This window comes from Rhodococcus xishaensis, from assembly GCF_004011825.1.
GTDB classification, from domain to species: domain Bacteria; phylum Actinomycetota; class Actinomycetes; order Mycobacteriales; family Mycobacteriaceae; genus Prescottella; species Prescottella xishaensis.
This window is the reverse complement of the sequence record NZ_RKLO01000005.1, coordinates 87,547-113,345: the sequence shown is the minus strand read 5'-3', so window position 1 is coordinate 113,345 and position 25,799 is coordinate 87,547. Positions and strand designations below refer to the sequence as shown.

Annotated in this window: 28 protein-coding genes and 4 tRNA genes; 30 read left to right on the top strand and 2 right to left on the bottom strand. The window is 65.6% G+C overall.

Annotated elements, in window-relative coordinates:
* The first annotated feature begins 43 nt into the window (after nt 1-43).
* From menD to EGT50_RS12695, 4 genes are read left to right on the top strand one after another with little or no spacing between them, the layout of a single operon-like run.
* On the top strand, nt 44-1,690 hold the full coding sequence (gene menD / locus EGT50_RS12710) for a 2-succinyl-5-enolpyruvyl-6-hydroxy-3-cyclohexene-1-carboxylic-acid synthase (RefSeq protein ID WP_127955293.1): 1,647 nt from the start codon (nt 44-46) through the stop codon (nt 1,688-1,690).
* A 7-nt stretch (nt 1,691-1,697) separates the two neighbouring features.
* Nucleotides 1,698-2,120, top strand: coding sequence for a DUF3592 domain-containing protein (locus tag EGT50_RS12705; protein WP_127955026.1), 423 nt, complete (start codon nt 1,698-1,700; stop codon nt 2,118-2,120).
* A gap of 36 nt (nt 2,121-2,156) precedes the next feature.
* Nucleotides 2,157-2,867, top strand: a complete 711-nt coding sequence (locus EGT50_RS12700) for a phosphatase PAP2 family protein (protein ID WP_235870739.1) — start codon at nt 2,157-2,159, stop codon at nt 2,865-2,867.
* Between the two features lie 11 nt (nt 2,868-2,878).
* On the top strand, nt 2,879-3,577 hold the full coding sequence (locus tag EGT50_RS12695) for a demethylmenaquinone methyltransferase (RefSeq protein ID WP_127955025.1): 699 nt from the start codon (nt 2,879-2,881) through the stop codon (nt 3,575-3,577).
* 41 nt (nt 3,578-3,618) lie between these two features.
* Here EGT50_RS12695 and EGT50_RS12690 read toward each other — a convergent pair whose 3' ends face one another.
* Complete coding sequence (locus EGT50_RS12690; RefSeq protein WP_127955024.1) at nt 3,619-4,893, bottom strand: geranylgeranyl reductase family protein; 1,275 nt, start codon at nt 4,891-4,893, stop codon at nt 3,619-3,621.
* Nucleotides 4,894-5,005: 112 nt separating this feature from the next.
* On the opposite strand from EGT50_RS12690, the gene EGT50_RS12685 reads away from it, so the two are divergent.
* A complete protein-coding gene (locus EGT50_RS12685; RefSeq protein ID WP_127955023.1) occupies nt 5,006-6,034 on the top strand; it encodes a polyprenyl synthetase family protein in 1,029 nt (342 codons plus the stop codon).
* Nucleotides 6,035-6,148: 114 nt separating this feature from the next.
* Nucleotides 6,149-7,015, top strand: a complete 867-nt coding sequence (gene htpX, locus EGT50_RS12680) for a zinc metalloprotease HtpX (protein WP_127955022.1) — start codon at nt 6,149-6,151, stop codon at nt 7,013-7,015.
* 61 nt (nt 7,016-7,076) lie between these two features.
* On the opposite strand, the gene EGT50_RS12675 is transcribed toward htpX, so the two are convergent.
* Nucleotides 7,077-7,568 carry a YajQ family cyclic di-GMP-binding protein gene (locus EGT50_RS12675; protein ID WP_127955021.1) on the bottom strand — a complete coding sequence of 164 codons (492 nt, stop codon included), beginning with the start codon at nt 7,566-7,568 and terminating at the stop codon, nt 7,077-7,079.
* 168 nt (nt 7,569-7,736) lie between these two features.
* Here EGT50_RS12675 and EGT50_RS12670 point away from each other — a divergent pair.
* From EGT50_RS12670 to EGT50_RS17265, 24 genes are all read left to right on the top strand, one after another.
* A tRNA-Tyr gene (locus EGT50_RS12670) sits at nt 7,737-7,822 on the top strand.
* Between the two features lie 230 nt (nt 7,823-8,052).
* Nucleotides 8,053-8,125, top strand: a tRNA-Thr gene (locus tag EGT50_RS12665).
* A gap of 45 nt (nt 8,126-8,170) precedes the next feature.
* Nucleotides 8,171-8,243, top strand: a tRNA-Met gene (locus EGT50_RS12660).
* A 62-nt stretch (nt 8,244-8,305) separates the two neighbouring features.
* Complete coding sequence (gene rpmG / locus EGT50_RS12655) at nt 8,306-8,473, top strand: 50S ribosomal protein L33 (protein ID WP_031937658.1); 168 nt, start codon at nt 8,306-8,308, stop codon at nt 8,471-8,473.
* Nucleotides 8,474-8,617: 144 nt separating this feature from the next.
* Nucleotides 8,618-9,103, top strand: a complete 486-nt coding sequence (gene hadA / locus EGT50_RS12650; protein WP_127955291.1) for a (3R)-hydroxyacyl-ACP dehydratase subunit HadA — start codon at nt 8,618-8,620, stop codon at nt 9,101-9,103.
* Entirely contained in the window at nt 9,090-9,515 is a 426-nt protein-coding gene (gene hadB / locus EGT50_RS12645) for a (3R)-hydroxyacyl-ACP dehydratase subunit HadB (RefSeq protein ID WP_127955020.1), read from the top strand. Before hadA ends, hadB begins: the two co-directional genes overlap by 14 nt.
* A gap of 186 nt (nt 9,516-9,701) precedes the next feature.
* Nucleotides 9,702-9,774, top strand: a tRNA-Trp gene (locus EGT50_RS12640).
* A gap of 34 nt (nt 9,775-9,808) precedes the next feature.
* Nucleotides 9,809-10,303 carry a preprotein translocase subunit SecE gene (secE, locus tag EGT50_RS12635; RefSeq protein WP_127955019.1) on the top strand — a complete coding sequence of 165 codons (495 nt, stop codon included), beginning with the start codon at nt 9,809-9,811 and terminating at the stop codon, nt 10,301-10,303.
* Between the two features lie 60 nt (nt 10,304-10,363).
* The gene (gene nusG / locus EGT50_RS12630) at nt 10,364-11,161 is read left to right on the top strand and encodes a transcription termination/antitermination protein NusG (protein WP_127955018.1); all 798 of its coding nucleotides are present in this window, start codon (nt 10,364-10,366) and stop codon (nt 11,159-11,161) included.
* Between the two features lie 108 nt (nt 11,162-11,269).
* Complete coding sequence (gene rplK / locus EGT50_RS12625) at nt 11,270-11,704, top strand: 50S ribosomal protein L11 (RefSeq protein WP_127947831.1); 435 nt, start codon at nt 11,270-11,272, stop codon at nt 11,702-11,704.
* A gap of 92 nt (nt 11,705-11,796) precedes the next feature.
* Entirely contained in the window at nt 11,797-12,510 is a 714-nt protein-coding gene (gene rplA / locus EGT50_RS12620) for a 50S ribosomal protein L1 (RefSeq protein ID WP_127955017.1), read from the top strand.
* Nucleotides 12,511-13,004: 494 nt separating this feature from the next.
* Nucleotides 13,005-13,559: a 50S ribosomal protein L10 gene (gene rplJ, locus EGT50_RS12615; RefSeq protein ID WP_127955016.1), complete on the top strand. Its 555-nt coding sequence runs from the start codon at nt 13,005-13,007 to the stop codon at nt 13,557-13,559.
* Nucleotides 13,560-13,645: 86 nt separating this feature from the next.
* Nucleotides 13,646-14,035 (top strand): 50S ribosomal protein L7/L12, encoded by a 390-nt coding sequence (rplL, locus tag EGT50_RS12610; RefSeq protein WP_127955015.1) that lies wholly within the window; start codon nt 13,646-13,648, stop codon nt 14,033-14,035.
* 274 nt (nt 14,036-14,309) lie between these two features.
* Nucleotides 14,310-15,356, top strand: a complete 1,047-nt coding sequence (locus EGT50_RS12605) for an ABC transporter ATP-binding protein (RefSeq protein ID WP_127955014.1) — start codon at nt 14,310-14,312, stop codon at nt 15,354-15,356.
* Nucleotides 15,357-15,367: 11 nt separating this feature from the next.
* A complete protein-coding gene (locus EGT50_RS12600; protein WP_127955013.1) occupies nt 15,368-16,162 on the top strand; it encodes an MlaE family ABC transporter permease in 795 nt (264 codons plus the stop codon).
* A 4-nt stretch (nt 16,163-16,166) separates the two neighbouring features.
* Nucleotides 16,167-17,027, top strand: coding sequence for an MlaE family ABC transporter permease (locus EGT50_RS12595; RefSeq protein ID WP_127955012.1), 861 nt, complete (start codon nt 16,167-16,169; stop codon nt 17,025-17,027).
* Nucleotides 17,024-18,349 carry an MCE family protein gene (locus EGT50_RS12590; RefSeq protein ID WP_127955011.1) on the top strand — a complete coding sequence of 442 codons (1,326 nt, stop codon included), beginning with the start codon at nt 17,024-17,026 and terminating at the stop codon, nt 18,347-18,349. Before EGT50_RS12595 ends, EGT50_RS12590 begins: the two co-directional genes overlap by 4 nt.
* A gap of 8 nt (nt 18,350-18,357) precedes the next feature.
* Nucleotides 18,358-19,422 carry an MCE family protein gene (locus EGT50_RS12585; RefSeq protein ID WP_127955290.1) on the top strand — a complete coding sequence of 355 codons (1,065 nt, stop codon included), beginning with the start codon at nt 18,358-18,360 and terminating at the stop codon, nt 19,420-19,422.
* Nucleotides 19,419-20,420 carry an MCE family protein gene (locus tag EGT50_RS12580; RefSeq protein ID WP_127955010.1) on the top strand — a complete coding sequence of 334 codons (1,002 nt, stop codon included), beginning with the start codon at nt 19,419-19,421 and terminating at the stop codon, nt 20,418-20,420. The genes EGT50_RS12585 and EGT50_RS12580 overlap by 4 nt, the downstream gene beginning before the upstream one ends.
* Nucleotides 20,413-21,639, top strand: a complete 1,227-nt coding sequence (locus tag EGT50_RS12575) for an MCE family protein (RefSeq protein WP_127955009.1) — start codon at nt 20,413-20,415, stop codon at nt 21,637-21,639. Before EGT50_RS12580 ends, EGT50_RS12575 begins: the two co-directional genes overlap by 8 nt.
* 5 nt (nt 21,640-21,644) lie before the next feature.
* Nucleotides 21,645-22,892, top strand: coding sequence for an MCE family protein (locus tag EGT50_RS12570; protein ID WP_235870756.1), 1,248 nt, complete (start codon nt 21,645-21,647; stop codon nt 22,890-22,892).
* Nucleotides 22,892-24,142, top strand: coding sequence for an MlaD family protein (locus EGT50_RS12565; protein ID WP_127955007.1), 1,251 nt, complete (start codon nt 22,892-22,894; stop codon nt 24,140-24,142). Before EGT50_RS12570 ends, EGT50_RS12565 begins: the two co-directional genes overlap by 1 nt.
* Nucleotides 24,143-24,180: 38 nt before the next feature.
* Entirely contained in the window at nt 24,181-24,807 is a 627-nt protein-coding gene (locus tag EGT50_RS12560) for a mammalian cell entry protein (RefSeq protein ID WP_235870737.1), read from the top strand.
* 26 nt (nt 24,808-24,833) lie between these two features.
* Complete coding sequence (locus tag EGT50_RS17265; protein WP_235870736.1) at nt 24,834-25,697, top strand: mammalian cell entry protein; 864 nt, start codon at nt 24,834-24,836, stop codon at nt 25,695-25,697.
* Nucleotides 25,698-25,799 lie beyond the last annotated feature (102 nt).

Sequence of the window (25,799 nt, the reverse complement as noted above, 5' to 3'; positions counted from 1 at the left end):
CCCTCCCGACGCGCGGGCCGCAACACCTGGCACTCTGGAGGACGTGAATCCGTCCACCGCACAGGCCGCAGCCGTAGTCGACGAACTGATCCGCGGCGGGGTGCGCGAGGCCGTGCTCTGCCCTGGTTCGCGCAACGCGCCGCTCGCCTTCGCGCTGCACGCGGCCGCCGCCGCCGGGCGGCTCCGCCTGCACATGCGTATCGACGAGCGCACCGCGGGATTCCTGGCACTCGGTCTCGCGGTCGCCGGCGGACGTCCCGTTCCGGTCGTCATGACGTCGGGGACCGCGGTGGCGAACCTCGGCCCAGCCGTGCTCGAAGCGAACTACGCGCGGGTGCCGTTGATCGTGCTCAGCGCCAACCGCCCGTACGAGATGCTGGGCACCGGTGCCAACCAAACCGTCGAGCAGTTCGGCCTGTTCGGCAGCCAGATCCGGGCCGCGATCAGCCTCGGGCTCGCCGAGGAGGCCGGCGACGAGTCGCTGCGGGGGATCCGTTTCGACGAACAGAACAGCCAGTGGCGGTCGGCGGTGTGCCGCGTTCTCGCCGCAGCCCGCGGCACTCGCTCGGGCAACGCCGGACCCGTCCATTTCGACATCCCGCTCCGCGAGCCACTCGTACCCGACATCCACGCCCAAGGGCCGGTCCCTCAGGGTCGCCCCGACGACGCGGCGTGGACCACGACCGTGCATGCGACGCTCGACGTCCCGATGGAGGTCGACATCACGCCCGACACTGTCGTCATCTCCGGGCACGGTGCGGCGTATCGGGCCGAATTGGCTGAGTTGCCGACCGTTGCCGAACCCACTGCTCCGCTGCATGGACTGCCATTGCATCCGCTCGCGTTGTCGCAGCTCAAGCCGCGACAGGCGATCATCACCGGGCGCCCTACCCTGCATCGTCCGGTGTCGAAGCTGCTCGCCGATCCGGCCGTCGCGGTGTACGCGCTCACCACCGGGCCGCGCTGGCCCGACGTCTCCGGCAACGTCCGCGCGACCGGCACCCGTGCCGTGGTGTCCGGCGCCCCGGACCCAGCGTGGATCGACCGGTGCCGGCACCTGTCCGAGCACGCAGACAAGGCGGTTCGCTCACAGCTCGCCGCGCATCCCCAGACGACGGGCCTGCACGTCGCGGCCGCCGTCATGGATGCGCTCTCGAGCGGTGACCAGTTGCTGCTGGGCGCGTCGAACCCGGTTCGTGATGCTGCCCTGGTCAGCTATCCGCAGCCTGGCGTGAAGGTGCTATCGAACCGCGGTGTCGCCGGCATCGACGGCACCGTCTCCGCTGCGGTGGGTGCGGCACTCGCGTACGAGACCGAGGGCCGCACAGTCGCCCTCCTCGGCGATCTGACGTTCCTGCACGATGCGTCGGGCCTGCTCATCGGCCCCGGGGAGCCGCGCCCGGCCGATTTGACGATCGTCGTCGCCAACGACGACGGCGGCGGCATCTTCGAGCTGCTCGAACAGGGTGATCCACAGTATGCGGGGGTCTTCGAGCGAGTCTTCGGAACACCGCACGGCATCGATCTGGCCGCGCTGTGTGCTGCGTACCGGGTCCCGCACACCCGGGTCGCTCTGGCTGATCTCGGCGCGGCACTCATCGCGCCCGCGGAGGGTATCCGCGTGCTCGAGGTGACCACCGATCGTTCCGGGCTGCGGGAACTGCACGCCGCCGTGCGAGCGCAGCTGTGAGTCCGTCGTGAGCCCCCGGACTGCGCGCCGCGCGCTGGTCGGCGTCACCGCCGTGGCCACCGGCATCTCGGTGCTTGCGGTCCTGCTGGTGCTCGCGGCATGGCGCAACGACCGCACCATCGAGTCGGACATGGGTACCGCGACCGCCGAGGTGCTCTCGGCGGGTTCGCTGCGGTCGGCGGTCAGCTTCGTCACCCCTGACGGCATTACCCACAACCCGAGGCTCGGAGTGCTCTATCCGACCAGGCTCACCGCGGGGCAGCGGATCGAAGTCGAGTACGCGCGCAACGAACCGGATCTCGTGCGTGTCGCCGGTCGCGACGCTCGGGTCGCAATCGTGCCGAGCGGTTCGGTCGTTGTCGGGACATGGCTCGTCGCCCTGCCAGTCCTGCTCGTGTTACGTGGGCGATCCCGCACCGAGAGTTCCTGAGAAATTCACTCAGGAAGGTTTCCTATGCTCGGACGAATGCAAGCGAGTACGGGTAGCGCAGAGGCTTCCGAACGCGCCGGGATGATGCTGATCGGTGCCGCGGTCGTCGTCGTAGCGCTGTACCTGCTGAGGGACGTCAGCGCCGTGATCTACCGCGCGATCGTCCCGCACACGTCGAGCCTGCCGGGCGTCAGCCTGATCGCCGACGGCGGTCTGCTCGTGCTCGTCGCACTGTTCGGGGTCCTCGCTGTACAGATGTGGCGAACTCGCTCGCCCTATCTGGGCGACCTGCTGATGGGTGGCTTCGGCGTGGTCGTCGCGTACGCCCTCAGCGAGGTTGTCAAGGTCTTCGTCGGCGAGAACCGGCCGTGCCGTGCGGAACTCACGCTCCCGGACTGCCCCGCAGTCAGCGACTGGTCGTTCCCGAGCAACCACTCCGCCATCGCGTTCGGTATCGCGACCGCCATCGTGCTCGCCTCCACACGAGTGCTCTCACCAGTGCAGCGTGGACTCGTGATCGGTCTTGCGGCTTTGGTCGGGCTAGCCCGAGTCTTGCAGGGCGCGCACTACCCGCACGACGTCCTCGCCGGGGCCGTCCTCGGTTCCGCCGTCACGACCGCCGTCGTCGTCATGCTCGTGCCGTGGGCCCGGCGAAGGGCGCGCGCTCGTCGTCGGCCCGCGCCGAGGACGGAGCAGCCTGGGGCGGAGGATGCGGCTGAGGCCGTCGAGCAACGACCCGGTTGGTAGCGTCTTCGACCGTGGCAGAAACACACGGATCGCGGGCCTCACTCGACAAGAAGCCGCGTGAGGTCGCGTCGATGTTCGACGGCGTTGCCAAGCGCTACGACCTGACGAACACGGTCCTGTCGTTCGGTCAGGACCGCGGCTGGCGCAAGGCTACGCGGGCGGCCCTCGACCTGAAGCCCGGAGAGCGAGTCCTCGATCTCGCCGCCGGAACCGGCATCTCCACGGTCGAATTGGGGCGCTCCGGCGCGTGGGTGGTCGCCACCGATTTCTCCAAGGGCATGCTCGAGGCCGGCATCGGTCGCCGTGTCCCGATGGTCGCCGGAGACGCGATGCACCTGCCCTACGCCGACGGCGTGTTCGACGCCGCCACGATCTCGTTCGGGCTGCGCAACGTCTCTGACTTCGACGCCGGGCTGCGCGAGATAGCGCGAGTCACCAAGCCCGGCGGCCGTCTCGTCGTGTGTGAGTTCTCCACCCCCGTGTTCGGCCCGTTCCGCACCGTCTACATGGAGTACCTGATGAAGACGCTGCCGCAGGTCGCGCGCGCAGTCAGCAGCAACCCCGACGCCTATGTCTACCTTGCCGAGTCGATTCGCGAGTGGCCCGCGCAGGAGGAGCTCGCGCTTCGTATCGAGGCAGCCGGCTGGAAAGACGTGCAGTGGCGCAACCTCACCGGCGGTGTCGTGGCGCTGCACCGTGCGACTCGGTGAGGGTGCTTGCCTCCAACTGGTGACATATGAGGTGACCCCGCTCAGCTGAACGGCGGCCGGGGATCCAGCCGTAGCGACACCCCACCGGACGCCCGCCAGGCGCGAGCCACCACATCGGCGTCCTCCTCGGTCACGAGATTGCCCATCACCCGCACCGCGACGGTCATTATCCCGCGGGAGCGCATAGCGACCGGGCCCGACGCCGGCAGGAATCGGGCCAGCGTCAGCAGCCCCGCGAGGCGGCGTGCGATCGAGAACGCCCGACCGTAATGGTCACGCAGGATCGATGGCCACACCTGTGTCAAATCGTCTTCGGCGAGTGCCCAGGACACCAACCGCCCGCCCTCGAGCCCGTAGTCGATGCCCTCACCGTTGAGCGGGTTCACGCACGCGGCCGCATCGCCGATCAGTGCCCAATTGCGGCCGGCGACGTTCGACACGGCACCGCCCATCGGCAGCAGCGCCGACGCCACCGAATGCACTCGACCGTCCAACTGCCACTCCGCGCGGCGCTGCGCTGCATACAGTTCGAGCAGGGGTCGCAGCGCGCCCGCCGCCGGACGCTTGGCCGTCGCGAGTGTCCCGACACCGATGTTGACCGCGCCAGTGCCGAGCGGGAACACCCAGCCGTAGCCGGGCTGCAGGGCGCCGGCGTCGTCGCGCAACTCCAAGTGCGATGTGATCCATGGATCATCGTGACGGCCGGACGATACGTACGCGCGTGCAGCAACCCCGTACGTGGTGTCGCGGTGCCACTCCCGGCCCAGCTGCTTGCCGACAGGCGACCGCACGCCGTCGGCGACGATGAGCTTCTCGCACGTGACTGTGTGCGGGCCGGCGGCGGTCTTCAGCGTCACCGCCCGCACCCGGTTGCCGTCACGCTCGACTCCGACAGCCTTGGCGCCCTCTATCATTCGCGCACCCGAATCGATCGCCGCCAGGCGTAGTCGGTTGTCGAGTTCGGCCCGGGGGACTGCGCTGCCGACGGTTGGGAGGGTGCCTCCGGGCCACGGCAACCGCAACTCCCGGCCCCATCCGGTCAGTCGCAGACCCCGGTTGACGGTACGTTCGCGGACCCAGTCACCGAGGCCGAGACAGTCGAGTTCGCCGACCGCCCGCGGAGTCAGACCGTCACCGCACGTCTTGTCGCGCGGGAACGTCGCCGCGTCGGCGAGGAGAACGTCGCGGCCGTCGCGCGCCGCCCAGGCCGCTGCTGCGGAACCCGCCGGACCTGCGCCGACAACCAGCACCTCCGTGCTCGAGGGGAGCTCCGGGATGTCGCTGAACCCAGCGTTCGAGGAATGTTCGGCCACCACCCCAGTATGTTCTCAGGCGAGATGGCCGACTGCGGCGAGGGCAGGTGATGCGACGGCTGGTGATAACGCTAGGTTCACTACCGTGGTAACCGAGGCGTCACCGACTACAGGAATGAGTACTGGCATCGTGAGCACTGAGGAGTCGAGCACTGTCATTGCCGGAGTCGATCTCGGCGACCAGCAGCTTGCCGACTTGGTGCGTGACCGACTCGCCCGCGTCGAGGAGCTTCTGGTCGGTGAACTGTCCGACGGTGAGGACTTTCTCACCGAGGCGGCGCTGCACCTCGCCAAGGCCGGCGGCAAGCGGTTCCGCCCACTGTTCACCGTCCTGACCGCACAGCTCGGACCCAAGGGCACAGACCCGGCCGTGGTCACCGCCGCCACCGTCGTCGAACTCGTCCACCTGGCGACGCTGTACCACGACGACGTCATGGACGAGGCCGCAATGCGCCGCGGCGCGCCCAGCGCCAACGCCCGCTGGAGCAACAGCATCGCGATCCTCGCCGGCGACTACCTGTTCGCGCACGCCTCACGACTGGTGTCCACACTCGGCCCGGAGGCCGTGCGAATCATCGCCGAGACTTTCGCGGAGCTTGTCACCGGCCAGATGCGCGAGACGATCGGCGCCCGTGACAAGAAGGACGCGGTGGAGCACTACCTCCAGGTCGTGTGGGAGAAGACCGGATCGTTGATTGCCGCCAGCGGCCGGTTCGGCGGCACCTGCTCCGGCGCCGACGCCGACCAGATCGCCCGACTCGAGCGCCTGGGCGACGCCGTCGGCACTGCGTTCCAGATCGCCGACGACATCATCGACATCTCGTCGGTGTCCGCGCAGTCCGGCAAGACGCCCGGCACCGACCTGCGTGAGGGCGTCCACACGTTGCCCGTGCTGTATGCGCTGCACGAGGACGGCCCCGACGCCGATCGGCTGCGGGTGCTGCTCGACGGTCCGGTCACCGACGACGCAGATCTCGCCGAGGCGCTCGCCCTGCTCGAGCGATCGCCGGGCATGGCCGCGGCCAAGGCGAAGCTCGGCGAGTACGCCGACCGGGCTCGTGCCGAGCTCGCGCAGTTACCGCAGGGTCCTGCCAACGAGGCGCTGGTCCGGCTCGTCGACTACACCGTCGAACGCGTCGGCTGATCACCCGCTGAACAGTCTGTGAACCAGCGCGGGAACCGTGCTCGAGGGCTGGTTCGTTGTAGTGTCAGGGCCGTTCCCGCATTGGGGCGGTGCTGGACAGGGAAGAGGCGAGTGGTGCACGGCTACGCAAACGGTGCCAAGACGTTCGGCCTGCTGGTCGGCATGTCGGCGCTCATTATCTTCATCGGCTCACTGTTCCAGAACCAGACCATCTTGATCTTCGCGATCTTTCTGGCTGTGGCGACCAACGCGTGGGCCTACTTCAACAGCGACAAGCTCGCGTTGCGGGCGATGCGTGCCCAGCCGATTACCGAGGTTCAGGCACCCGTCATCTACAAGATCGTCCGCGAACTCGCGACCACCGCTCACCAGCCGATGCCGCGGCTGTACATCAGTCCCACCGCGGCGCCCAATGCATTCGCGACCGGTCGCAATCCTCGGCACGCGGCAGTCTGCTGTACAAGTGGCATCCTCGACATCCTCGACGAGCGGGAACTGCGCGCGGTGCTCGGCCACGAACTCTCGCACGTCTACAACCGCGACATCCTGATCTCGTCGGTTGCTGGTGCGATGGCAGCCGTCATCTCGGGCCTGGCGAACATGGCGATCTTCGCGAACCTGTTCGGTGGCGGGCGTGGACAGGGTGGTGCCAATCCGATAGCGCTTCTGGTGGTATCGCTGCTGGGTCCGATCGCGGCGACCATCGTCAAGCTGGCGGTTTCCCGTTCGCGGGAGTACCAGGCCGACCAGTCCGGCGCCGAACTCACGGGGGACCCGTTGGCGCTCGCGTCGGCGCTCCGCAAACTCGAACGCGGCACCCAGGCAGCGCCACTGCCGCCGGAACCGAAGATCGCGGCCCAGTCGCACATGATGATCGCCAACCCGTTCCGCGCCGGCGACCGGATGAGCAAGCTGTTCTCCACCCACCCGCCGATGGCGGAGCGCATCGAGCGGCTCGAGCGAATGGCGGGGATGCGCTGACCGACGGTGCGCGCTGAACCGTCACAGCCGGGGGTCGCGCACCGTGGCCGTCGCAGCTGCCCTAGCGATAGTTGACGAACTGCAGGGCGATACCGAAGTCCTCGTTCTTCAGGAGCGCGATGACGGCCTGTAGGTCGTCACGCTTCTTGCTTGTCACACGCAGCTCCTCGCCCTGAATCTGCGCCTTGACGCCCTTGGGGCCCTCATCGCGGATCTTCTTCGAGATCTTCTTCGCGTTCTCGCTGCTGATGCCCTGGACCAGGGATCCGCTCAGCTTGTAGACCTTGCCGGACTGCGAGGGCTCCCCAGCATCGAACGCCTTCAGTGAGATGTCGCGGCGGATCAACTTCTCCTTGAATACCTCGAGCGCCGCCAGGAGGCGCTCCTCGGTCTCAGCGCTCAGTGCGATCGTCTCCTCGCCGGACCACTCGATGCTCGCCCCGGTGTTCCGGAAATCGAACCGGGTGCCCAACTCCTTCGCGGCCTGATGCAGAGCGTTGTCTACCTCTTGACGGTCAACCTTGCTCACCACGTCGAAGGACGAATCAGCCACTTCACACTCCTAATTCACTAGCAGTCGAGCCCACCGCGGGCAGCGGCAGGTTGGTCACGACGCTATCGGTTCGCAACCACCCGTATCCACCTGGTTTGCGTATGCGGGGGGACTTCGTTGTATTCTTCGATACGCGTCAGGGCGCCGAGGTGCCCTGGTTGTGGTCTAGGCAGGTTGCCCGAGCGGCCAATGGGAGCGGACTGTAAATCCGTCGGCTTACGCCTACGTAGGTTCGAATCCTACACCTGCCACCAGCTCAGCCCCGGCACTGAAAAGTTCCGGGGCTGAACTGTTTTCGCTGCCCAGTCGTCGAGCTTCGGAGGCCTTTCTCGTAAGGTCGCCGGCGAGGGAGAAGTCGGGGTGGCGCCGTGGCGTTGTGGCGGGACAGGGATTCCCCTCTCTTGACCAGCAAATTTGGTGCTGGCGTGAAGGTCTGTGTAATCTTCTGGAGGCTTCAGCGCACAGCGGTGCGCAGTGGAGTCACGCCCCCTTAGCTCAGTCGGCAGAGCGTTTCCATGGTAAGGAAAAGGTCGACGGTTCGATTCCGTCAGGGGGCTCGCTGGATTGTGGTGCCGCCGGTTTAGCGCGACACTCGACACCGAGGCGGTGTAGCTCAGTTGGTAGAGCAAACGACTCATAATCGTTGCGTCGCCGGTTCAAGTCCGGTCACCGCTACACAAGATGAATGATCCATCCTGATCGATTTCTGATCAGATTCACGCGAAAGAAGGCGTCCAGTGGCCTCCTCGACAGATGTTCGGCCGAAGATCACCTTGGCCTGCGAGGTGTGCAAGCACCGCAACTACATCACCAAGAAGAACCGTCGCAACGACCCCGATCGTCTCGAGCTGAAGAAGTTCTGCCCGAACTGCGGAACTCACCAAGCCCATCGCGAGTCCAAGTAGTTTCTTCTCGGAGTTGACGCTCACGCGTCGCGTTCACTGACAGACTGCCCTAATGGATGGCGTCGACAGGGGGGTATTGCCGTGACAGAGACAGTCGTGAGAGAGGCCGAATTGACGGTCGATCCAGCCGCACATGCGGCCGCGATGGTTGGACACCACTATCGCGTGAGCGACTTCTACGAAATCGGCCGTGAGAAGATTCGCGAGTTCGCCCGCGCGGTGCTCGACGATCATCCCGCTCATCACGACGAGGAAGCGGCCCAGGGCCTCGGATACGACGGCCTCGTCGCACCGCTGACCTTCCTGTCGGTCCTGGGTATGCTCGCCCAGCGCAGGCTGTTCGAAGAGATCGTCACTGGCTACGACCTCAGTCAGATCATGCAGACCGATCAGCGGTTCGTGTTCCACAGGCCGCTCGAGGCCGGCGATCGCCTGATCGCTGACATCTACCTGGAGTCGTTCCGCCAGGTTGCGGGCAGTGACATCATCGTCACCAAGAACGTCGCCTCCGATCTGAATGGCGAACCTGTCCAGACCACCTGGACCACGCTCGTTGCGCGCTCCGGGGGTGAGGTGGACGAGAACATCGCCCACGCGGTCAAGGATGTGATGATGCATGTCGCTCCGTAGGTTCGAGGACATCGCTGTCGGTGACGAACTGCCCGAACGCGTCGTTACCCTGACTCGGGGCAACCTCGTCAACTACGCCGGCGTCTCGGGCGATCCCAACCCGATCCACTGGAGTGACCACGTGGCCCGTCTTGCCGGCTTGCCGGACGTCGTCGCGCACGGAATGCTCACGATGGGGTTGGGTGGCGGATTCGTCTCGTCCTGGCTCGGCGATCCCGGTGCGGTGACCGAGTACAACGTTCGGTTCACCAGCCCGGTCTATGTGGCGGCCGACAAGGCCGCCGAAGTGGAGTTCACCGGCAAGATCAAGTCGGTGGATGCCGAGAGCAAGACCGCGGTAATCGCGATCGTGGCCCGATCCGAGGGTCGTAGGATTTTCGGGCGAGCCACGGCAACGGTTCGCTTGGCTTGAGCGCCGAGCGGATTGGGTTTGATCCGGACGTTCAAGTACACTACTGTTTCTGGGGTTACTCAGGCGCTGCGCGCTGCCCTACAGTTCCGTCACAGGTTGTTGCTGCAGGCTGTGAACGGTTCGCTGCGGGGTGGCGCGCATGTCATGTGAACCCAGATTGGTCGGCCAGCTCTGGCGGTCGACCGAAGGGGCGTAGCTCAATTGGCAGAGCAGCGGTCTCCAAAACCGCAGGTTGCAGGTTCAAGTCCTGTCGCCCCTGCACCCGGATTGGCTAGCGACTGAGAGGAACGACGGTGAGCGAGGAGCGCGGCAGGCGCGACGACAGCACGACCGGGTCTTGGGACTCCAGCCCCGTCGACGAATCGGCCGTTTCCGATCAGTCCGCAAACGGCAAAGTTACTGCTGAAGAGAACCCCACGAGCGCGGTCCCAGCAGGAAGGCCGAGTGGCAAGCGCAGCGCGCGTCGAGCCGGTGCGGATACCGCGGAGGCGTCGAAGCCGGCGGCCGCGGCGTCCTCCGTCAGGTCTCCGAAGCGTTCCGGCGCCGTCTCGGAGCCGGCTGCGAAGAAGACCCGCAACGGGGACAAGCCCCGCACTGAGAACATCTTCAAGCGGATTCGCCGCTTCCTGCGTGAAGTGATCGCCGAACTCAGGAAGGTCATCTGGCCCAACCGCAAACAGATGATCACCTACACGACCGTGGTGCTCGTGTTCGTGACCTTCATGGTGACGTTCATCGCGGTCCTCGACGTTGTGTTCCTAAGGGGCGTCTCCTGGTTGTTCGGCTAACCCTGGTGCGCCCGCCTGCGCTCCTGAACGATGTGATTGACGAGAGGAAGAGTGCCTCCAGTGAGCACCCCCGAGAACGACTCTGGCGAGACTCTGGCCGATGAGCGTGTTTCGGCCGAGACCGTAGCCGAAGACGGTGTGTCTGACGACGTCGTGGTCGAAGGCGACGCTGCCGGTGGGCAGGTCGAGGACGGTGCCACGGCGGAGCAGGCTCCGGAGACTGCAGACGAAGAGGTCGATCCCGTCGCCGAGTTCAAGGCGGCGCTGCGCAGGGCTCCCGGCGACTGGTACGTCATCCACTCCTACGCCGGCTACGAGAACAAGGTGAAGGCCAATCTCGAGACGCGCGTCCAGAATCTCGACGTCGGTGACTACATTTTCCAGGTGGAGGTTCCCACGGAAGAGGTCACCGAGATCAAGGGCGGCCAGCGCAAGCAGGTCAATCGCAAGATCCTGCCCGGCTACATCCTCGTCCGCATGGACCTGAACGACGAGTCGTGGGGCGCGGTCCGCAACACCCCCGGTGTGACCGGCTTCGTCGGAGCCACCTCGCGTCCGTCGCCGCTGTCGTTGAACGAGGTCATGAAGTTCCTCATGCCGCAGGAGGGGCAGAAGAAGCCCGCGGCTGCTGCTGCCGCCGCCGGCGGCGAGGCCGCAGCTCCCGCTACGGCCAAGCCGGCAATCGAGGTCGACTTCGAGGTCGGGGAGTCGGTCACCGTCATGGACGGACCGTTCGCGACCCTGCCGGCGAGCATCAGCGAGGTCAATGCAGAGCAGCAGAAGCTCAAAGTCCTCGTCTCGATCTTCGGTCGCGAGACCCCGGTGGAGTTGTCCTTCAACCAGGTCCAGAAGATCTAGCGCACATCCCGCGTCGTTCGGTGCTCGACGTCGTGGGGCCGGATATCGGGACCCGCACACTTGCACGCAGTAGGCAAGAAACACACCCAGTAAGAACAAGGAACGAAGATGCCCCCCAAGAAGAAGAAGCTCGCAGGGCTCATCAAGCTTCAGATCCAGGCTGGTCAGGCCAACCCTGCACCGCCCGTGGGTCCGGCGCTCGGTCAGCACGGCGTGAACATCATGGAGTTCTGCAAGGCTTACAACGCGGCGACTGAGTCCCAGCGCGGCAACGTGATCCCTGTCGAGATCTCCGTCTACGAAGACCGAAGCTTCGATTTCAAGCTGAAGACCCCGCCTGCCGCCAAGCTGCTGCTCAAGGCTGCCGGTGTGCAGAAGGGCTCCGGCGAGCCGCACAAGACCAAGGTCGCGACCGTGACCATGGACCAGGTGCGGGAGATCGCGAAGACCAAGCAAGAAGACCTCAACGCGAACGACATCGACGCGGCCGCGAAGATCATCGCGGGCACCGCTCGTTCGATGGGCATCACCGTCGAGGGCTGATTCCGCCTGTGGGAGGGCCGGCCAGGTCCGCAACCACGACTGAACCATTCGCCCGGATCCGTACGCCCGGGTGAGAAGTAAGGACAGAAGAAATGGCAAAGCGAAGCAAGGCATATCTCGCCGCCGCAGAGAAGATCGACGCGACCAAGCTCTACAGCCCCCTGCAGGCTGCAAAGCTGGCCAAGGACACCTCGTCGACCAAAATGGACGCGACCGTCGAGGTTGCGATCCGCCTGGGCGTGGACCCCCGCAAGGCAGACCAGATGGTTCGTGGCACGGTCAACCTGCCGCACGGCACCGGTAAGACCGCGCGCGTCGTGGTGTTCGCGGTCGGCGAGAAGGCCGCAGAGGCCGAAGCCGCCGGCGCGGACGCTGTCGGCTCCGACGACCTGATCGAGCGCATCCAGGGCGGCTGGACGGACTTCGACGCCGCGATCGCCACCCCGGACCAGATGGCCAAGGTCGGCCGCATCGCCCGCGTCCTCGGACCGCGCGGCCTGATGCCGAACCCGAAGACCGGCACGGTCACCCCCGAGGTCTCGAAGGCTGTCTCCGACATCAAGGGCGGAAAGATCAACTTCCGTGTCGACAAGCAGGCCAACCTGCACTTCGTGATCGGCAAGGCGTCGTTCGACGACACCAAGCTGGTCGAGAACTACGGCGCGGCACTGGACGAGGTCCTGCGTGTCAAGCCGTCGTCGGCGAAGGGCCGTTACGTCAAGAAGATCACGGTTTCGACCACCACCGGACCGGGCATCCCGGTGGACCCGAACCGTACCCGTAACCTCCTCGAGGACGGCGAGTAAGTCGCGACACCCCGCAACCTGATCGACCCCGAAGGCCGGCACAGAGCGATCTGTGTCGGCCTTCGGCGTATTCATGCTCCGGGCGCGCGAACCAGTCGGTGATGGGCCGCCGAGGCCGTGCGGTGGTGGGCACGGTCGGCTGACAGGGCAGTGCCGCCGGTTTTGCGCTCGAGAGCCGACTTCGTTACGCTGCTCGGTGGAGTTCGGTGCTAGACGCGAACTCCGCCCCGAAAACTGTTCTACCCAAGACCGTTGGTCACCGTGCCCAGCAATGGAATCGGTTGAAGGTCCGGGATTGCCCGGCGGCCCACGCAGGAGGACGAGGTGGGGGATGTTTGTCTGCGCCCGGCTACGCCGGAAGATGGATCTCCTCGTGTACGCCCCGTGTGCCCTGCACCGGGGCGTTTTGCATGTCACGGCCCACGTCGGACGACTGTCGCGTCGGACGACCGTGTCAACAGTGGAACAACGACTGTCACGAGAGGAGGCGAAGTATGGCAAAGCCTGAGAAGGTCTCCGCAGTAGCGGAGATCACCGAGCAGTTCAAGGAGTCGACTGCCGCAGTGATCACGGAATACCGTGGTCTGTCGGTTACGAGCCTGACCGAGCTGCGACGCGCTCTCGGAGAGGGTGCCACCTACTCCGTCGCCAAGAACACCCTGGTCAAGCGTGCCGCCGCCGAGGCGGGCGTCGGGGGCCTTGACGACCTGTTCGTCGGACCGACCGCTATTGCATTTATCAAGGGCGAGCCGGTCGACGCTGCGAAGGCCCTGAAGGCCTTCGCGAAGGACAACAAGGCGCTCGTCATCAAGGGCGGCTACATGGACGGCGCTGCGCTGTCCGTGGATCAGGTCAACAAGATCGCGGACCTCGAGTCCCGCGAGGTGCTGTTGGCCAAGCTCGCCGGCGCGATGAAGGGCAACTTGGCAAAGGCTGCCGGCCTGTTCAACGCTCCCGCCTCGCAGGTGGCCCGCCTGGCCGCCGCGCTGCAGGAGAAGAAGGCTGCGGAGGGCGGGGCCGAGGCTCCCGCCGAGGCCGCCGCCGAATAGCTGATCCGCACCTGCGCATCACAACCATCACCACCTGTCCGGTCGCGGATCGGCGACACAGGACTTAGAAAGGAAGGACCGCCATCATGGCGAAGCTCACCACCGAAGAGTTGCTGGACGCGTTCAAGGAGCTCACCCTCCTCGAGCTCTCGGAGTTCGTGAAGGCTTTCGAGGAGACCTTCGAGGTCACCGCTGCCGCTCCGGTCGCAGTTGCGGCTGCCGCGGGCGCTCCGGCTGCTGCCGGCGAGGCCGAGTCCGAGCAGGACGAGTTCGACGTCGTCCTGGAGTCGGCTGGCGACAAGAAGATCCAGGTCATCAAGGTCGTCCGCGAGGTCGTGTCCGGCCTGGGCCTGAAGGAGGCCAAGGACCTCGTCGAGGGCGCGCCGAAGCCGATCCTGGAGAAGGTTGCCAAGGACGCTGCCGACGCTGCCAAGGAGAAGCTCGAGGCTGCCGGCGCGAAGATCACCGTCAAGTAAGACGATCTTCCGCTTCGCATGTTGGCGAAGCAACTTGTCTCGTCGAGGCAAAGACGAAAGGGCCGTTCCCGTTCTGGGGCGGCCCTTTCTGGATTCAGGCCTTGATCCGGTCGTGATGTTCGGACATAGTTCTGATCGCAAACCATCTGGTTGTGGATGAACCTTACTCACAGGTCAGGTTCGGTAGCAGGGATGACTGCGCCAATGCGATACAGTGACGCAACCCACAGTGAATCCCACGGTGGGGGCGACTTGCCTGACGCAGGAGGAAAAAGTGGGAGTCGAAGTAGCTGTCGAAGGGCTGACAAAGTCGTTCGGCTCTCAGAAGATCTGGCAAGACGTGTCGCTCACGCTGCCGGCTGGAGAGGTCAGCGCGCTGCTGGGGCCGTCAGGCACCGGAAAGTCGGTATTCCTCAAGTCCCTGATCGGTCTGCTCCGGCCCGAAGAGGGCTCGATCGTCATCGACGGCACCGATATTCTGCAGTGCTCCTCGCGTGATTTGTACGAGATCCGCAAGCTCTTTGGCGTCCTATTTCAGGACGGTGCGCTCTTCGGGTCGATGAACCTCTACGACAATGTGGCCTTCCCATTGCGTGAGCACACCAAGAAGTCCGAATCCGAGATCCGCCAGATCGTGATGGAAAAACTCGAACTCAACGGTCTGGTCGGCGCGGAGGGCAAGCTTCCCGGTGAGATCTCCGGCGGCATGCGCAAGCGCGCCGGGCTGGCCCGTGCGCTGGTGCTCGATCCGCAAATCATCCTCGTCGACGAGCCGGACTCCGGTCTCGATCCTGTTCGTACGACCTACCTGAGTCAGTTGCTGATCGACATCAACGCGCAGATCGACGCCACGATTCTGATAGTTACCCACAACATCAACCTCGCTCGTACCGTGCCCGACAACCTCGGCATGCTCTTCCGCAAGCAACTCGTCATGTTCGGCCCCCGAGAGGTGCTGCTGACGAGCGATGAGCCCGTCGTCCACCAGTTCCTGAACGGCAGCAAGATCGGTCCGATCGGCATGTCCGAGGAGAAGGACGAGGCGCAGATGGCGCACGAACAGGCTCTCGTCGACGCCGGACATCACCACGGCGGTACCGACGACGTCCGCGGCGTGGTGCCGCAGATGCAGGCGACCCCCGGGCTTCCCTTCCGGCAGGCTGTCGCGCGTCGCCAGGCGCGGGTCCGCCAGATCCTCCACACCCTGCCGTACGAGGCACAGCAGGGCATCCTGGCGAGCCTGGACGATGGTGACGACACCCAGGTGATCCCTGCGTACGACGACGGAGGACTCGGGCAGTCCACCTTCGAGCGCGGCTAGTGGGATCGCGTATGGGGGCCACCCGCACCTCGATACCGAAGCCGCTCACCGGGGCGCTGGCGCAGGCCGGCAACCTCGTCCAACTGTTCATCGACGTCGTCCGCAATACCTTCAAGCGGCCGTTCCAGTTCAAGGAATTCATCGAACAGGCCTGGTTCATCGCGAGCGTGACGATCCTGCCGACCGCGCTCGTTGCGATTCCGTTCGGTGCGGTGGTGTCCCTGCAGACCGGCTCGCTCATCAAGCAATTGGGCGCCGAATCGTTCACGGGTGCCGCCAGCGTCCTCACGGTGATCCAACAGGGCAGTCCGATCGTGACCGCACTGCTTATCGCCGGCGCAGCCGGATCCGCCGTCACCGCCGATCTCGGCTCGCGGACCATCCGCGAGGAGATCGACGCGATGGAGGTTCTGGGTATCAACCCGATCCAGCGTCTCGTCGTGCCGCGCGTGCTAGCGATGGTGCTGGTGGCGGTGCTGCTCAACGGCCTCGTGTCGGTCATCGGCATCGCGGGCGGCTACTTCTTCAACGTCGTCCTCCAAGGCGGCACTCCCGGCGCCTACCTCGCATCGTTCTCGGCGCTCGCCCAGCTTCCCGACCTGTTCGCCGCGGAGATCAAGGCCGCCATCTTCGGTGTCATCGCAGGTGTGGTCGCGGCCTACAAAGGCCTGACTCCGAAGGGTGGTCCCAAGGGTGTCGGCGAGGCGGTGAACCAGGCCGTCGTCATCACATTCCTGCTGCTGTTCTTCACAAACCTGATCCTCACGGCGGTTTACCTGCAGATTGTTCCGGCGAAGGGGGCGTGAGCGGATGACGATCGCGCGGAGCCGCAGCGACCAAGCACTGACACGGGTGCGGGGAGTGGTGCGCAAACCATTGGATGTGCTCGACACTGCCGGCGAGCAGATGTCGTTCTATGTGAGGGCCATCGCGTGGACACCGCGGACGCTGCGTCGGTACAGCAAGGAGGTACTCCGGCTACTGGCGGAGGTGACCTTCGGCAGCGGCGCGCTGGCGGTGATAGGCGGAACCATCGGCGTCATCGTCATGATGTCCGGTTTCACCGGCGTCGTCGTCGGGCTGCAGGGCTTCGCGGCTCTGGACCAGATCGGCAGTTCGGTGTTGACGGGCTTCCTGTCGGCGTACGTCAACACCCGTGAACTCGCGCCGGTGGTTGCGGCGCTCGCGCTGTCGGCCACGGTGGGCTGCGGGTTCACCGCGCAACTCGGCGCGATGCGCATCTCGGAGGAGATTGACGCACTCGAGGTGATGGCGGTACCGAGTGTGCCCTTCCTCGTCACCACCCGGATGATCGCGGGCTTCGTCGCGGTGATCCCGCTCTACATCGTGGGCCTGCTCGCGGCGTATCTTGCATCGCGCGTCGTGAGCACCGTTGTCAACGGCCAGTCCACGGGCTCGTACGACCACTACTTCAATCTGTTCCTGCCGCCCGAGGACGTGCTGTGGTCCTTCGGGAAGGTGCTGGTGTTCGCGTTCGTGCTGATCCTTGTGCACTGCTACTACGGATTCCATGCACAAGGCGGCCCGGCCGGCGTCGGCGTCGCGGTCGGTCACGCCGTGCGTACCGCCATCGTCACCATCGCCGTCCTGGACTTCTTCCTGAGCCTCGCGATCTGGGGCACGACGACCACAGTGCGGGTGGCCGGATGATCGAGCCTCCTTCGAAGCTGCGTCGTCGGGTCATGGGACTCGCGTTCTTCGTGGTTCTGGCGCTGTTCATCGGCGGAACCGTTGCGACCTACAACAAGACCTTCAAGCCCGTCGTCGAGGTCGACTTGGTGACAGACACGGTCGGCAACTCGCTGCCGCGCAACGCCGACGTCAAGGTGCGCGGACTGATCGTCGGGGAGGTGCGTGACGCGTCGACCGAGAACGGAGAAGTCACGTCGGTCATGGCGATCGATCCGGACAAGGTCGGGCTGATCCCGTCGAACGCCACCGCGAGGTTGTTGCCGAAGACGCTGTACGGCGAGCGGTACGTCGACATCGTCATCCCAGATGATCCAAGCCCCAACCCGATCCAGGCGGGCGGCACCATCCACCAAGACAAGAGCGGGAACGCGATCGAGCTCGGCCAGCTGTTCGACGACCTGCTGCCGCTGCTGCAGGCAATCCCGCCGGAGAGCCTCGCGTCGACCCTCGGCGCGCTGTCGCAGGCGCTCGACGGCCGCGGTGAGCAGCTCGGGGTCACACTCGACCAGCTCGACACGATCTTTGCGGGCGTGAACACTCGGATGCCGGACGTCGAGGCCGGTCTGCAGAGTTTCGCGACGTTCACACAGACGTACTCGGACGCCGCGCCGCAGTTGATCGACGCACTCGACGATCTGCGCACCACCAACGCCACCATCGTCGAGGAACGCAGCTCCCTCGACGCGCTGATGGCGTCGGTCACGTCGACCGGTGCGAGTACCACCGACCTGCTCACTACCAACCGCGACTCGCTCATCTCGATCGCCGCGGACTCGCGGGAGGCGCTCGAGATCCTGGCGCGATTCTCGGGGACCTTCGGCTGCACGTTCGAGAACTTCGCGGAGGTGATGGAGCGGTCCGGTGAGATCACCGGCGAGGGCACCGGCATGCCGGGCGCGCGGACCACGATCGAGTTGGTCAATCCGCGGGGTCGGTACCTGCCCAACCAGGACGAGCCGCGATTGATCGACACCCGAGGACCGCGTTGCTACGAGCCGCCACCGCTGGGCGTCGAGATCGGCCAGTATCCGGGCGGTTCGATTCATGACGGTTCGTACCAGATTCCGACCCGCAACCCGGGCGAGCAGAACATCCCCGAGGTTCCGGCCCCGCAGTACTCGGTGCTGCCGGCGGCGGCCTATGCCGGCTCGCAACTCGAGCGCGACACCCTGGCTGTCGTCTACGGCGAGGCGACCGGCACCGCTCCGGAGGACCTGGCCTCGTGGACGACGATGATCGGCGCCCCCGCGCTCCGCGGAAATGAGGTGAGCGTCAAATGAAGCGACACCTGCGAGGGGTGGCCGCCCCGCTCACCAAACTGCTGATCTTCGCGGTGATAACGACCGTTGCGACGAGCTTGCTGGCACTCACGATCGCGAATGCCGGTTCCGCGGGGGGAACCAAGTTCATCGCGCGCTTCACTGACGTCACGTCTCTGAACGAGGGTGACGAGGTCCGCATCGCCGGTGTCCGCGTCGGGCAAGTGACCAAGATCGAGATCGTGGACGATCGTGAGGCGCAGGTCGAGTTCACGGTCTCGGATCGAGACTGGTTGCCGGCCACTACGACGGCGACGATCCGGTTCCGAAACCTCGTCGGACAGCGGTACATCGCACTCGAGCAGGGCACCGGTCAACAGGGTCACAAAATGACCGCTGGGGAGACGATCCCGCTTGATCGGACCAAGTCGGCCGTGAACCTCACGACGCTGTTCAACGGGTTCCGCCCGTTGTTCCAGACTCTCAGCCCCGACGACGTGAACAGGCTGTCGTACCAGATCATCCAGGTGTTCCAGGGGGAGGGCGGAACCATCGAGGAGCTCGTGGCGAACACCGCGTCCCTGACCAACACGATCGCCGACAAGGACAGGGTGATCGGCGAATTGATCATCAACCTGGAGAAGGTGCTGGACACCGTCAACCAGCGTGACGAGCAGGTCGACCAGTTGATCGTGAACACCGAGCGCCTGGTCAGCGGCCTCAACGCAGATCGGGACATGGTTGGTCAGTCGGTGCAGTCGCTGTCGGAGCTGACCGCCGCAACCGCGGACCTCATCGTGCCCACGCGACCGTCGATCCAAGGCTCGATTGCCGGCCTCAACACCCTTGCCGGGCACATCAACGAGCGGAGCGACGACGTGAACCAGGTTCTCGCGAACCTGCCGGTGAAGATGGAGAAGCTGGGCCGGGTCGGCAGCTACGGCTCGTGGTTCCAGTTCTACCTGTGCGGGATCGACATCGTTGCCGGGCCCGGCTCCGCGCCTCAGTTGAACCTCCCGACGAATCTCCCGACCGTCAACCAGCCGATCTATACCAACGCGGCTCCGCGCTGCTACGCGGACGGTGAGCGATGACCAAGAAGCGCAGCCCAGCCGTCACTGGTGCCCTCGGCATGGTCGTGATCCTGCTCGCGACCCTGTCGGCGTTGTTCCTCGACAGTCTGCCGATCGTCGGCGCCGCGAACCGGTACACCGCCGAGTTCTCCGAGGCTGCGGGACTCCGGCCCGGCAATGAGGTGCGCGTGGCCGGCGTGAAGGTAGGCAAGGTGACTGACGTGGATCTCGCAGGTGACCGTGTCCTGGTGACATTCCGTACCCAGGACGCGTGGATCGGCGATCAGACCACGGCGTCGATTCAGATCAAGACGATCCTGGGACAGAAGTACCTTGCGCTCGACCCGCGGGGCACCGAGGTCCTCCACTCAGGGGTGCGGATCCCACTCGAGCGCACCACTTCGCCATACGACGTCATCGACGCGTTCAGCGACGCGGCGTTGACGCTCGAGCAGGTCGACAGCGACCAGCTGGCGTCGAGTTTCGAGGTGCTGTCGGAAGCGTTCTCGGGAACCCCTGACGAGATCCGCAGTTCGCTCGACGGTATCGCCCGGCTGTCGGAGACGTTGGCCAAGCGGGATCAGGAACTCGAGCAGCTGTTCGACGCCACCCGCCAGACTTCGCAGATCCTGGCCGACCGTAGTGACCAGTTCGATCAGATTCTGGCGAACGGGGGCACCCTGCTCGCCGAGCTCAACAGCCGGCAGCAGGCGATCGGTCAACTACTGAGGAGCACGCAGACCCTGTCTCAGGAGCTCACCGGGTTGGTCGCCGACAACGAAGAGCAGATCACCCCGGCCCTGACTCAGTTGCAGGGCGTGATCGACATCCTGAACGAGAACCAGGAGAACGTGAGCAAGGCACTCGAGTACGCGGGGCCGTTCTACCGGATCTACGCCAACGTTCTCGGCAACGGCCGATGGTTCGACACGGCGGTAACCAACCTGACCCCGCCCGGGCTGCCGGACATCCCCGGATACCGCGAGCCTTTCCGCACTTTGGGGGGACCCGATGAGTGAGACCCGAGCCGGTCGCCGCAGATGGATTCCGGTGGCCCTGATCACGGCATTCGCGGTCCTGGCCGTCGGAGTGCCGTGGTGGCTGTTCCAGAACCTGGGCACCACCAAGATCACCGCGTACTTCGACCGGTCGGTGGGCATCTACGCCGGCTCCGATGTGCGTGTCCTCGGCGTCAAGGTCGGCACGGTCGACTCAGTGGTGCCACTGGGCGGCGAGGTCGAGGTGAAGATGACCGTCGACCGGGGCATCGACATCCCCGCCGACGCACAGGCCGCGCAGGTGACACCGTCGGTGGTGTCCGACCGGTACATTCAGCTCACGCCCGTGTACACCGGCGGAGAGAAGATGGGCCGACAGGCGACCATCCCGCGAGCGCGGACGGCGACGCCGGTCGAGGTCGACCGGTTGTACGCGAGCGTCACTGAACTCTCGGAGGCACTGGGGCCCAACGGTGCCAACAAGAACGGTGCACTGTCCGACCTCGTCGATACCGCGGCCGCGAACCTTGACGGCAACGGCGAGGTGCTCGGCAACACGTTCGCGCAGTTGTCCGCGGCGGCCCGCAGACTGTCGGACTCCCGCGCCGACATCTTCGACACCGTCAAGAACCTGCAGGTGTTCGTCAGCGCTCTCGCGGCGAACGACGCGCAGGTGCGCCAGTTCAACACCCAACTCGCGGATCTGAGCGGATACCTGGCGGTCGAGAAGGAGAACCTCGGGCTGGCGCTCAACCAGTTGTCGCTCGCGCTCGGAGATGTCGCCCGGTTCGTCGAGAACAACAGGGACCTGCTCGATCAGAATCTCGACGGCCTGACAACCGTCACCGAGACCGTTGCCGATCAGCGGGATTCGCTCGCGGAGGCACTGGTGACGATTCCACTGGCGATCAGCAACCTCGTCAACGCCCACGACGCCGAGTCCGGCACCCTGCACATGCGCGTCGACCTGACCGATCTGCAGGATCCGCTGGGACTGGGCTGCAAGCTCATGGATGTGGCCAAGCTGATGCCGGGTGATCCCCGGTTCGAGGCGATCGGCGAGGAGATGAGGCCACTCATCGACAATTGCAAGCTCATCACGGACCAGATGACCGCGGGCGTGAAGACCCCGACGTTGAACCTGCCACTGGGCATCTTGAGTGGGGACAATCTGCAGCAGGGTGCGGTACCGGGCACGGTTCCGGGGACCGAGTCGCCGCGGTTGGGTGGCACGCCGTGAGGGCGATGAGGATGCGAGCGGCAGCGGTGGCGGCGGGCGTGTGTGCCGTCGCGTTGACGGCGAGCGCTTGCGGTTCGGGGGGTATCTATTCGATCCCGCTGCCTGGTGGTGCGGACATCGGCAGCGACCCGATCCAGGTGACGATCCAGTTCAGCGACGTGCTCGACCTGGTCCCGCAATCGAGCGTCAAGGTCGATGGCGTCCCGGTCGGGCGGGTCGAGAAGATCGAGGTGGCACCAGACGGCTGGACCGCCCAGGTCGACACCCTGATCAACGGTTCGGTCGATCTACCGGCCAACGCGGTCGCCGAGGTCGAACAGTCCAGCCTGTTGGGGGAGAAGTTCATCGCGCTTTCCGCACCGCCCGAGAACCCGTCCGCCGAGCGGCTGGAGAGCGGTGCCACGATCCCGATGGATCGAACCCGGCACGCCACCGACATCGAGCAGGTGCTTGGTGCGATGTCCTTGCTGCTCAACGGTGGTGGTGTCGCGCAGTTGCAGCCGATCGTCTCGGAGCTCGAGGTAGCGCTCGACGGCCGGGAGACCAAGGTTCGCAGTCTCCTCGAGCAGACGAACACCCTGATACGGGGGCTCGAGGAGCAGCGTGACTCGATCACTCGCGCACTGGACGGGCTCGGCACCCTCAATACCCGGGTCGGCGACCAGACCGCCAAGCTCGAGAAGATCCTCGACGAGCTGCCTGAGGGCATCGAGATCCTCGAGGAGCAACGCCCGCAGTTGGTGCAGATGCTCACCCAGGTGGATCGTCTCGGTCAGGTCGGTGCAGACGTCGTCAACCGGTCGAAGGACGACCTGATCGCGGACCTGCGCGCGCTGCGGCCGACGCTCCAGCAGCTGGGCGAGGCGGCACCGGACATCATCACGTCTGCGCCGATCGTTCCGACGTTCCCGTTCCCGGACTCGGTCATCCCGTCCATTCACGGTGGTCAGGCCAACGTGTTCCTGTCCATTGACCTGCAGATAGGGGAGGTTCTGTCGAACTTGGGCGTCGGTAAACCCGACCCGGTGTACTACCCGCCCCAATACGGTCCTCCGGTCCCGGTAGACCCGAGCAATCCGTACTACAACGGCAACGGCCCGCGCCCGGGTTGGCCGACGGTGTCGTTGCTGCCGCTGCCGCCGATCGTGCCGAACCCGGTGCCGGCGCCGGGCACGGCTCCGTTACCCGAGGCGACGAACACGCAGCAGAACCCGTTCGCTGCGTTCCTGCAGCAACTGAAGGTGGGTGGGTAATGGTCTCGCGGCTCGCCAGGTGGCAGTTGGTGGCATTCGTCCTCATCGCGGTGCTCGGTGTCGGCTTCGTCGGCGCCAAGTACGCGCGACTCGACACCCTGCTCGGGTTCGGCGAATACCAGGTGGATGCGCAGTTCGCGACCTCCGGTGGCATCTTCACCAACGCCGAGGTGACCTATCGGGGTGTGCCGGTTGGGCGTGTCGGCGACCTGACGCTGACCGAGGACGGGGTGTCGGTCGCGCTCATGATCAGCGACGGTGCGCCCCGGATTCCAGCGTCGGCCAAAGCGGTCGTCGCGAACCGGTCCGCAATCGGTGAGCAGTACGTGGACCTGCAACCGGATACCGACGAGGGGCCGTACCTGACCGACGGGTCGGAGATTTCCGAGAAGAACACGTTCACGCCGATCCCGGTCGAGGACCTGATCAGCAGCGTCGACCGGTTGGCCCGCTCGGTGCCGATCGATTCACTGCAGACGGCCGTCGTAGAGCTCGGCAAGGCCTTCTCCGGCAAGGGCGAGGACCTGCAGGTGCTCGTAGACTCGCTGAGCCGGTTCACAGACACGGCGAACGAGGCTTTGCCGCAGACGCTGACGCTCATCAGCGACGGCCGGGCCGTTTTCGACACCCAGGCCGCTCAGTCCGGTTCGATCCGCGAGTTCAGCAGTGGCCTACAACAATTGGCAGCGCAGCTGAAGTCGAGCGACCCGGATGTCAGAAGGCTGATCGGCACCGGCACCGATGCGTCGGACACGGTCGGCCTGGTGGTCGACGACAGCGGTGAAGCGTTGACCACGGACCTGACGAACTTGGCGACGACGCTCACCACAGTCGGCCCGAGGTCGATCACGCTCCAGCCGCTGCTCCAGTTCTTGCCTGCTCTACCCTCGGCCGCGTCCGCGGTTGCGCCCAACGACGGCACCATCCACTTCGGTCTCGTGTTCGAGACGAACAACCCGGTACCGTGCACACAGGGCTACGAGGGCACATACGAAATCCTCGAGCAGATGAAGGCCCAGAATCCGAACTTCGACGACACCGTTGACGATTTCCCGTTCAACACCAACGTGCGATGTGCCGTGGAGCAGGGCAACCCCACCGGCGTGCGCAGCGCCGAGCGCATCGTCTACGCCGACCCGCAGACCCCGCAACCGTGGGACAGCAAGCCCAAGACCGACCCCGACAAGCTCAATCTGAATCCGATCGCTACCCAAGTCGCGACGCTCATGGGCGTCGTGCCGATCCGGTAGCGTGCGGAAGCTCAACCACCCGAAAGTAGGGTTGCCGTGTGACGGACACCACGACCAATCGCAGCACCACCAAGAATACGAAAGCCCTGGTCGCGGCCACTACTGCGGTGATCGTCCTCCTCGCCGGCGCAGCGGGCGCGGCGATGGCCTTCGTCCCCGGCTGGTTCGGGGCCGCCTTCGTCGAGAAGCCGAAAGCCGATGCCCGTGAATCGGCGCTGTCCGACGCTCGTCAGGCCGCCATCAACCTCAACTCGTTCGACGCATCGAACCTGGACCAATCGTTCGAGAACATCGAGTCCTCGATCACCGGCGACTTGGTCGATGACCTGAACGCGACCCGGGACCAGCTCACGGAGCAGACGACGCAGACCGGCGCGCGTAGTAAGGCGGAGGTGCTCGGCGCGGCGCTGACGACCCTCAACACCGACGACGGCACGGCGGACGCGCTGGTCGTGCTCGCCACCACCACGACGTGGCCCGACGAGTCTTCACGCAAGGTGCGGGTGACGATGAGATTGACCATGGACGAGGGCGACGACGGGGTCTGGCGGGCCTCGAAGTCGGTGAACCTCGGCAACGTCGGGCTTCTCGACCAGACTGCGGCGCAACAGGCGGATCCGGGTGCCGGATCGGACCAACCGATGCCCGATGCCGGCGGCCGGTAGCGCCGAGATCCGAAGGAGTATTTGCAGTGCCCCCGATTCGCCGTAAGCCCGGGTCCATCACGTCCTCGCGGCGGCGGAAGATTGCCGGCAGTTCGGTTCGTCCGACATCCGAAACCAACTCGGCCACTTCCGAGGCCACGCCTGACGTCCCGGCCGACCCCCCAGTCGTTGCCGCGACGCCTGCTGTCGAGGGGCTCCCGGCTTCTGCGCGGAAGGCTCCGGCCGCGGGCGAGGTGGACTCACCGAAGGCTGGCAAAGCCGCTACGGCGGCAGCCCCGGAAACGGCCAAGGCTGCGGCAGCCGAGGAGTCTCCCGAGACCGCAGCTGACGAGCCTCCCGAGACGGCAGCCGACGGGACTCTCGAGACGGCAGCTGAACTCGCCCCGGCGGCGCCTCCTGGTCGGCTCAGCTGGCGACGTGTCGCCGTGCTCGGTGCTGCCACGGTGGTGATGGCTGCGATCGCGGCCGTTGCGATGTGGCGGCCGGGCACGCAGGTGAGCAACACCGCGTACGTCGACATCGCGGCCACGTCCGAGGTTGCCGAGGCGACCCGGTCCGCGCTGAACACCCTCTACGCGTATGCCCCCGACAACATCGATCAATACCCGGACCGGGCAAGGAGTGTGCTGACCGAAGGGATGCGCGCCGAGTTCGACATGACCGTCGATCCGACGGTATCGGCGGTCAAGCAGTCCGGGACGAGCACGGCCGTGCAGCTGACCGACGTCGGCGTCAAGGTCCTCGACGGCGACCGCGCCGAATTGATCGTGAACATGATCGTCAGCGCCGAGGCGAACGGCGTCGCGCAGGACAGCGCGTCGGGCCCGCTGATCGTTCAGATGGAAAAAGTGGGTGGTGTGTGGTTATTGTCTGATATCGCGGATCAGTAGTCGGGCGTTCGGCAGATCGGCCAGCACCCCGTCGACCGGCGAATGGTTCGAGATCTTCCTGGTGTTTCCGACATCCCTTCCGGTCGGAACATCGGGACCGGG

Coding starts and splice junctions, on each gene's coding strand:
- EGT50_RS12575 (WP_127955009.1), top strand. CDS start 20,413: ATGAGTGAGACCCGAGCCGGTCGCCGCAGATGGATTCCGGTGGCCCTG.
- EGT50_RS12570 (WP_235870756.1), top strand. CDS start 21,645: ATGAGGATGCGAGCGGCAGCGGTGGCGGCGGGCGTGTGTGCCGTCGCG.
- rplL (WP_127955015.1), top strand. CDS start 13,646: ATGGCGAAGCTCACCACCGAAGAGTTGCTGGACGCGTTCAAGGAGCTC.
- EGT50_RS12595 (WP_127955012.1), top strand. CDS start 16,167: ATGACGATCGCGCGGAGCCGCAGCGACCAAGCACTGACACGGGTGCGG.
- EGT50_RS12700 (WP_235870739.1), top strand. CDS start 2,157: ATGCAAGCGAGTACGGGTAGCGCAGAGGCTTCCGAACGCGCCGGGATG.
- EGT50_RS12580 (WP_127955010.1), top strand. CDS start 19,419: ATGACCAAGAAGCGCAGCCCAGCCGTCACTGGTGCCCTCGGCATGGTC.
- rplA (WP_127955017.1), top strand. CDS start 11,797: ATGGCAAAGCGAAGCAAGGCATATCTCGCCGCCGCAGAGAAGATCGAC.
- rplK (WP_127947831.1), top strand. CDS start 11,270: ATGCCCCCCAAGAAGAAGAAGCTCGCAGGGCTCATCAAGCTTCAGATC.
- EGT50_RS12685 (WP_127955023.1), top strand. CDS start 5,006: ATGAGTACTGGCATCGTGAGCACTGAGGAGTCGAGCACTGTCATTGCC.
- EGT50_RS12590 (WP_127955011.1), top strand. CDS start 17,024: ATGATCGAGCCTCCTTCGAAGCTGCGTCGTCGGGTCATGGGACTCGCG.
- EGT50_RS12565 (WP_127955007.1), top strand. CDS start 22,892: ATGGTCTCGCGGCTCGCCAGGTGGCAGTTGGTGGCATTCGTCCTCATC.
- hadA (WP_127955291.1), top strand. CDS start 8,618: ATGGTTGGACACCACTATCGCGTGAGCGACTTCTACGAAATCGGCCGT.
- EGT50_RS12600 (WP_127955013.1), top strand. CDS start 15,368: ATGGGGGCCACCCGCACCTCGATACCGAAGCCGCTCACCGGGGCGCTG.
- hadB (WP_127955020.1), top strand. CDS start 9,090: ATGTCGCTCCGTAGGTTCGAGGACATCGCTGTCGGTGACGAACTGCCC.
- rplJ (WP_127955016.1), top strand. CDS start 13,005: ATGGCAAAGCCTGAGAAGGTCTCCGCAGTAGCGGAGATCACCGAGCAG.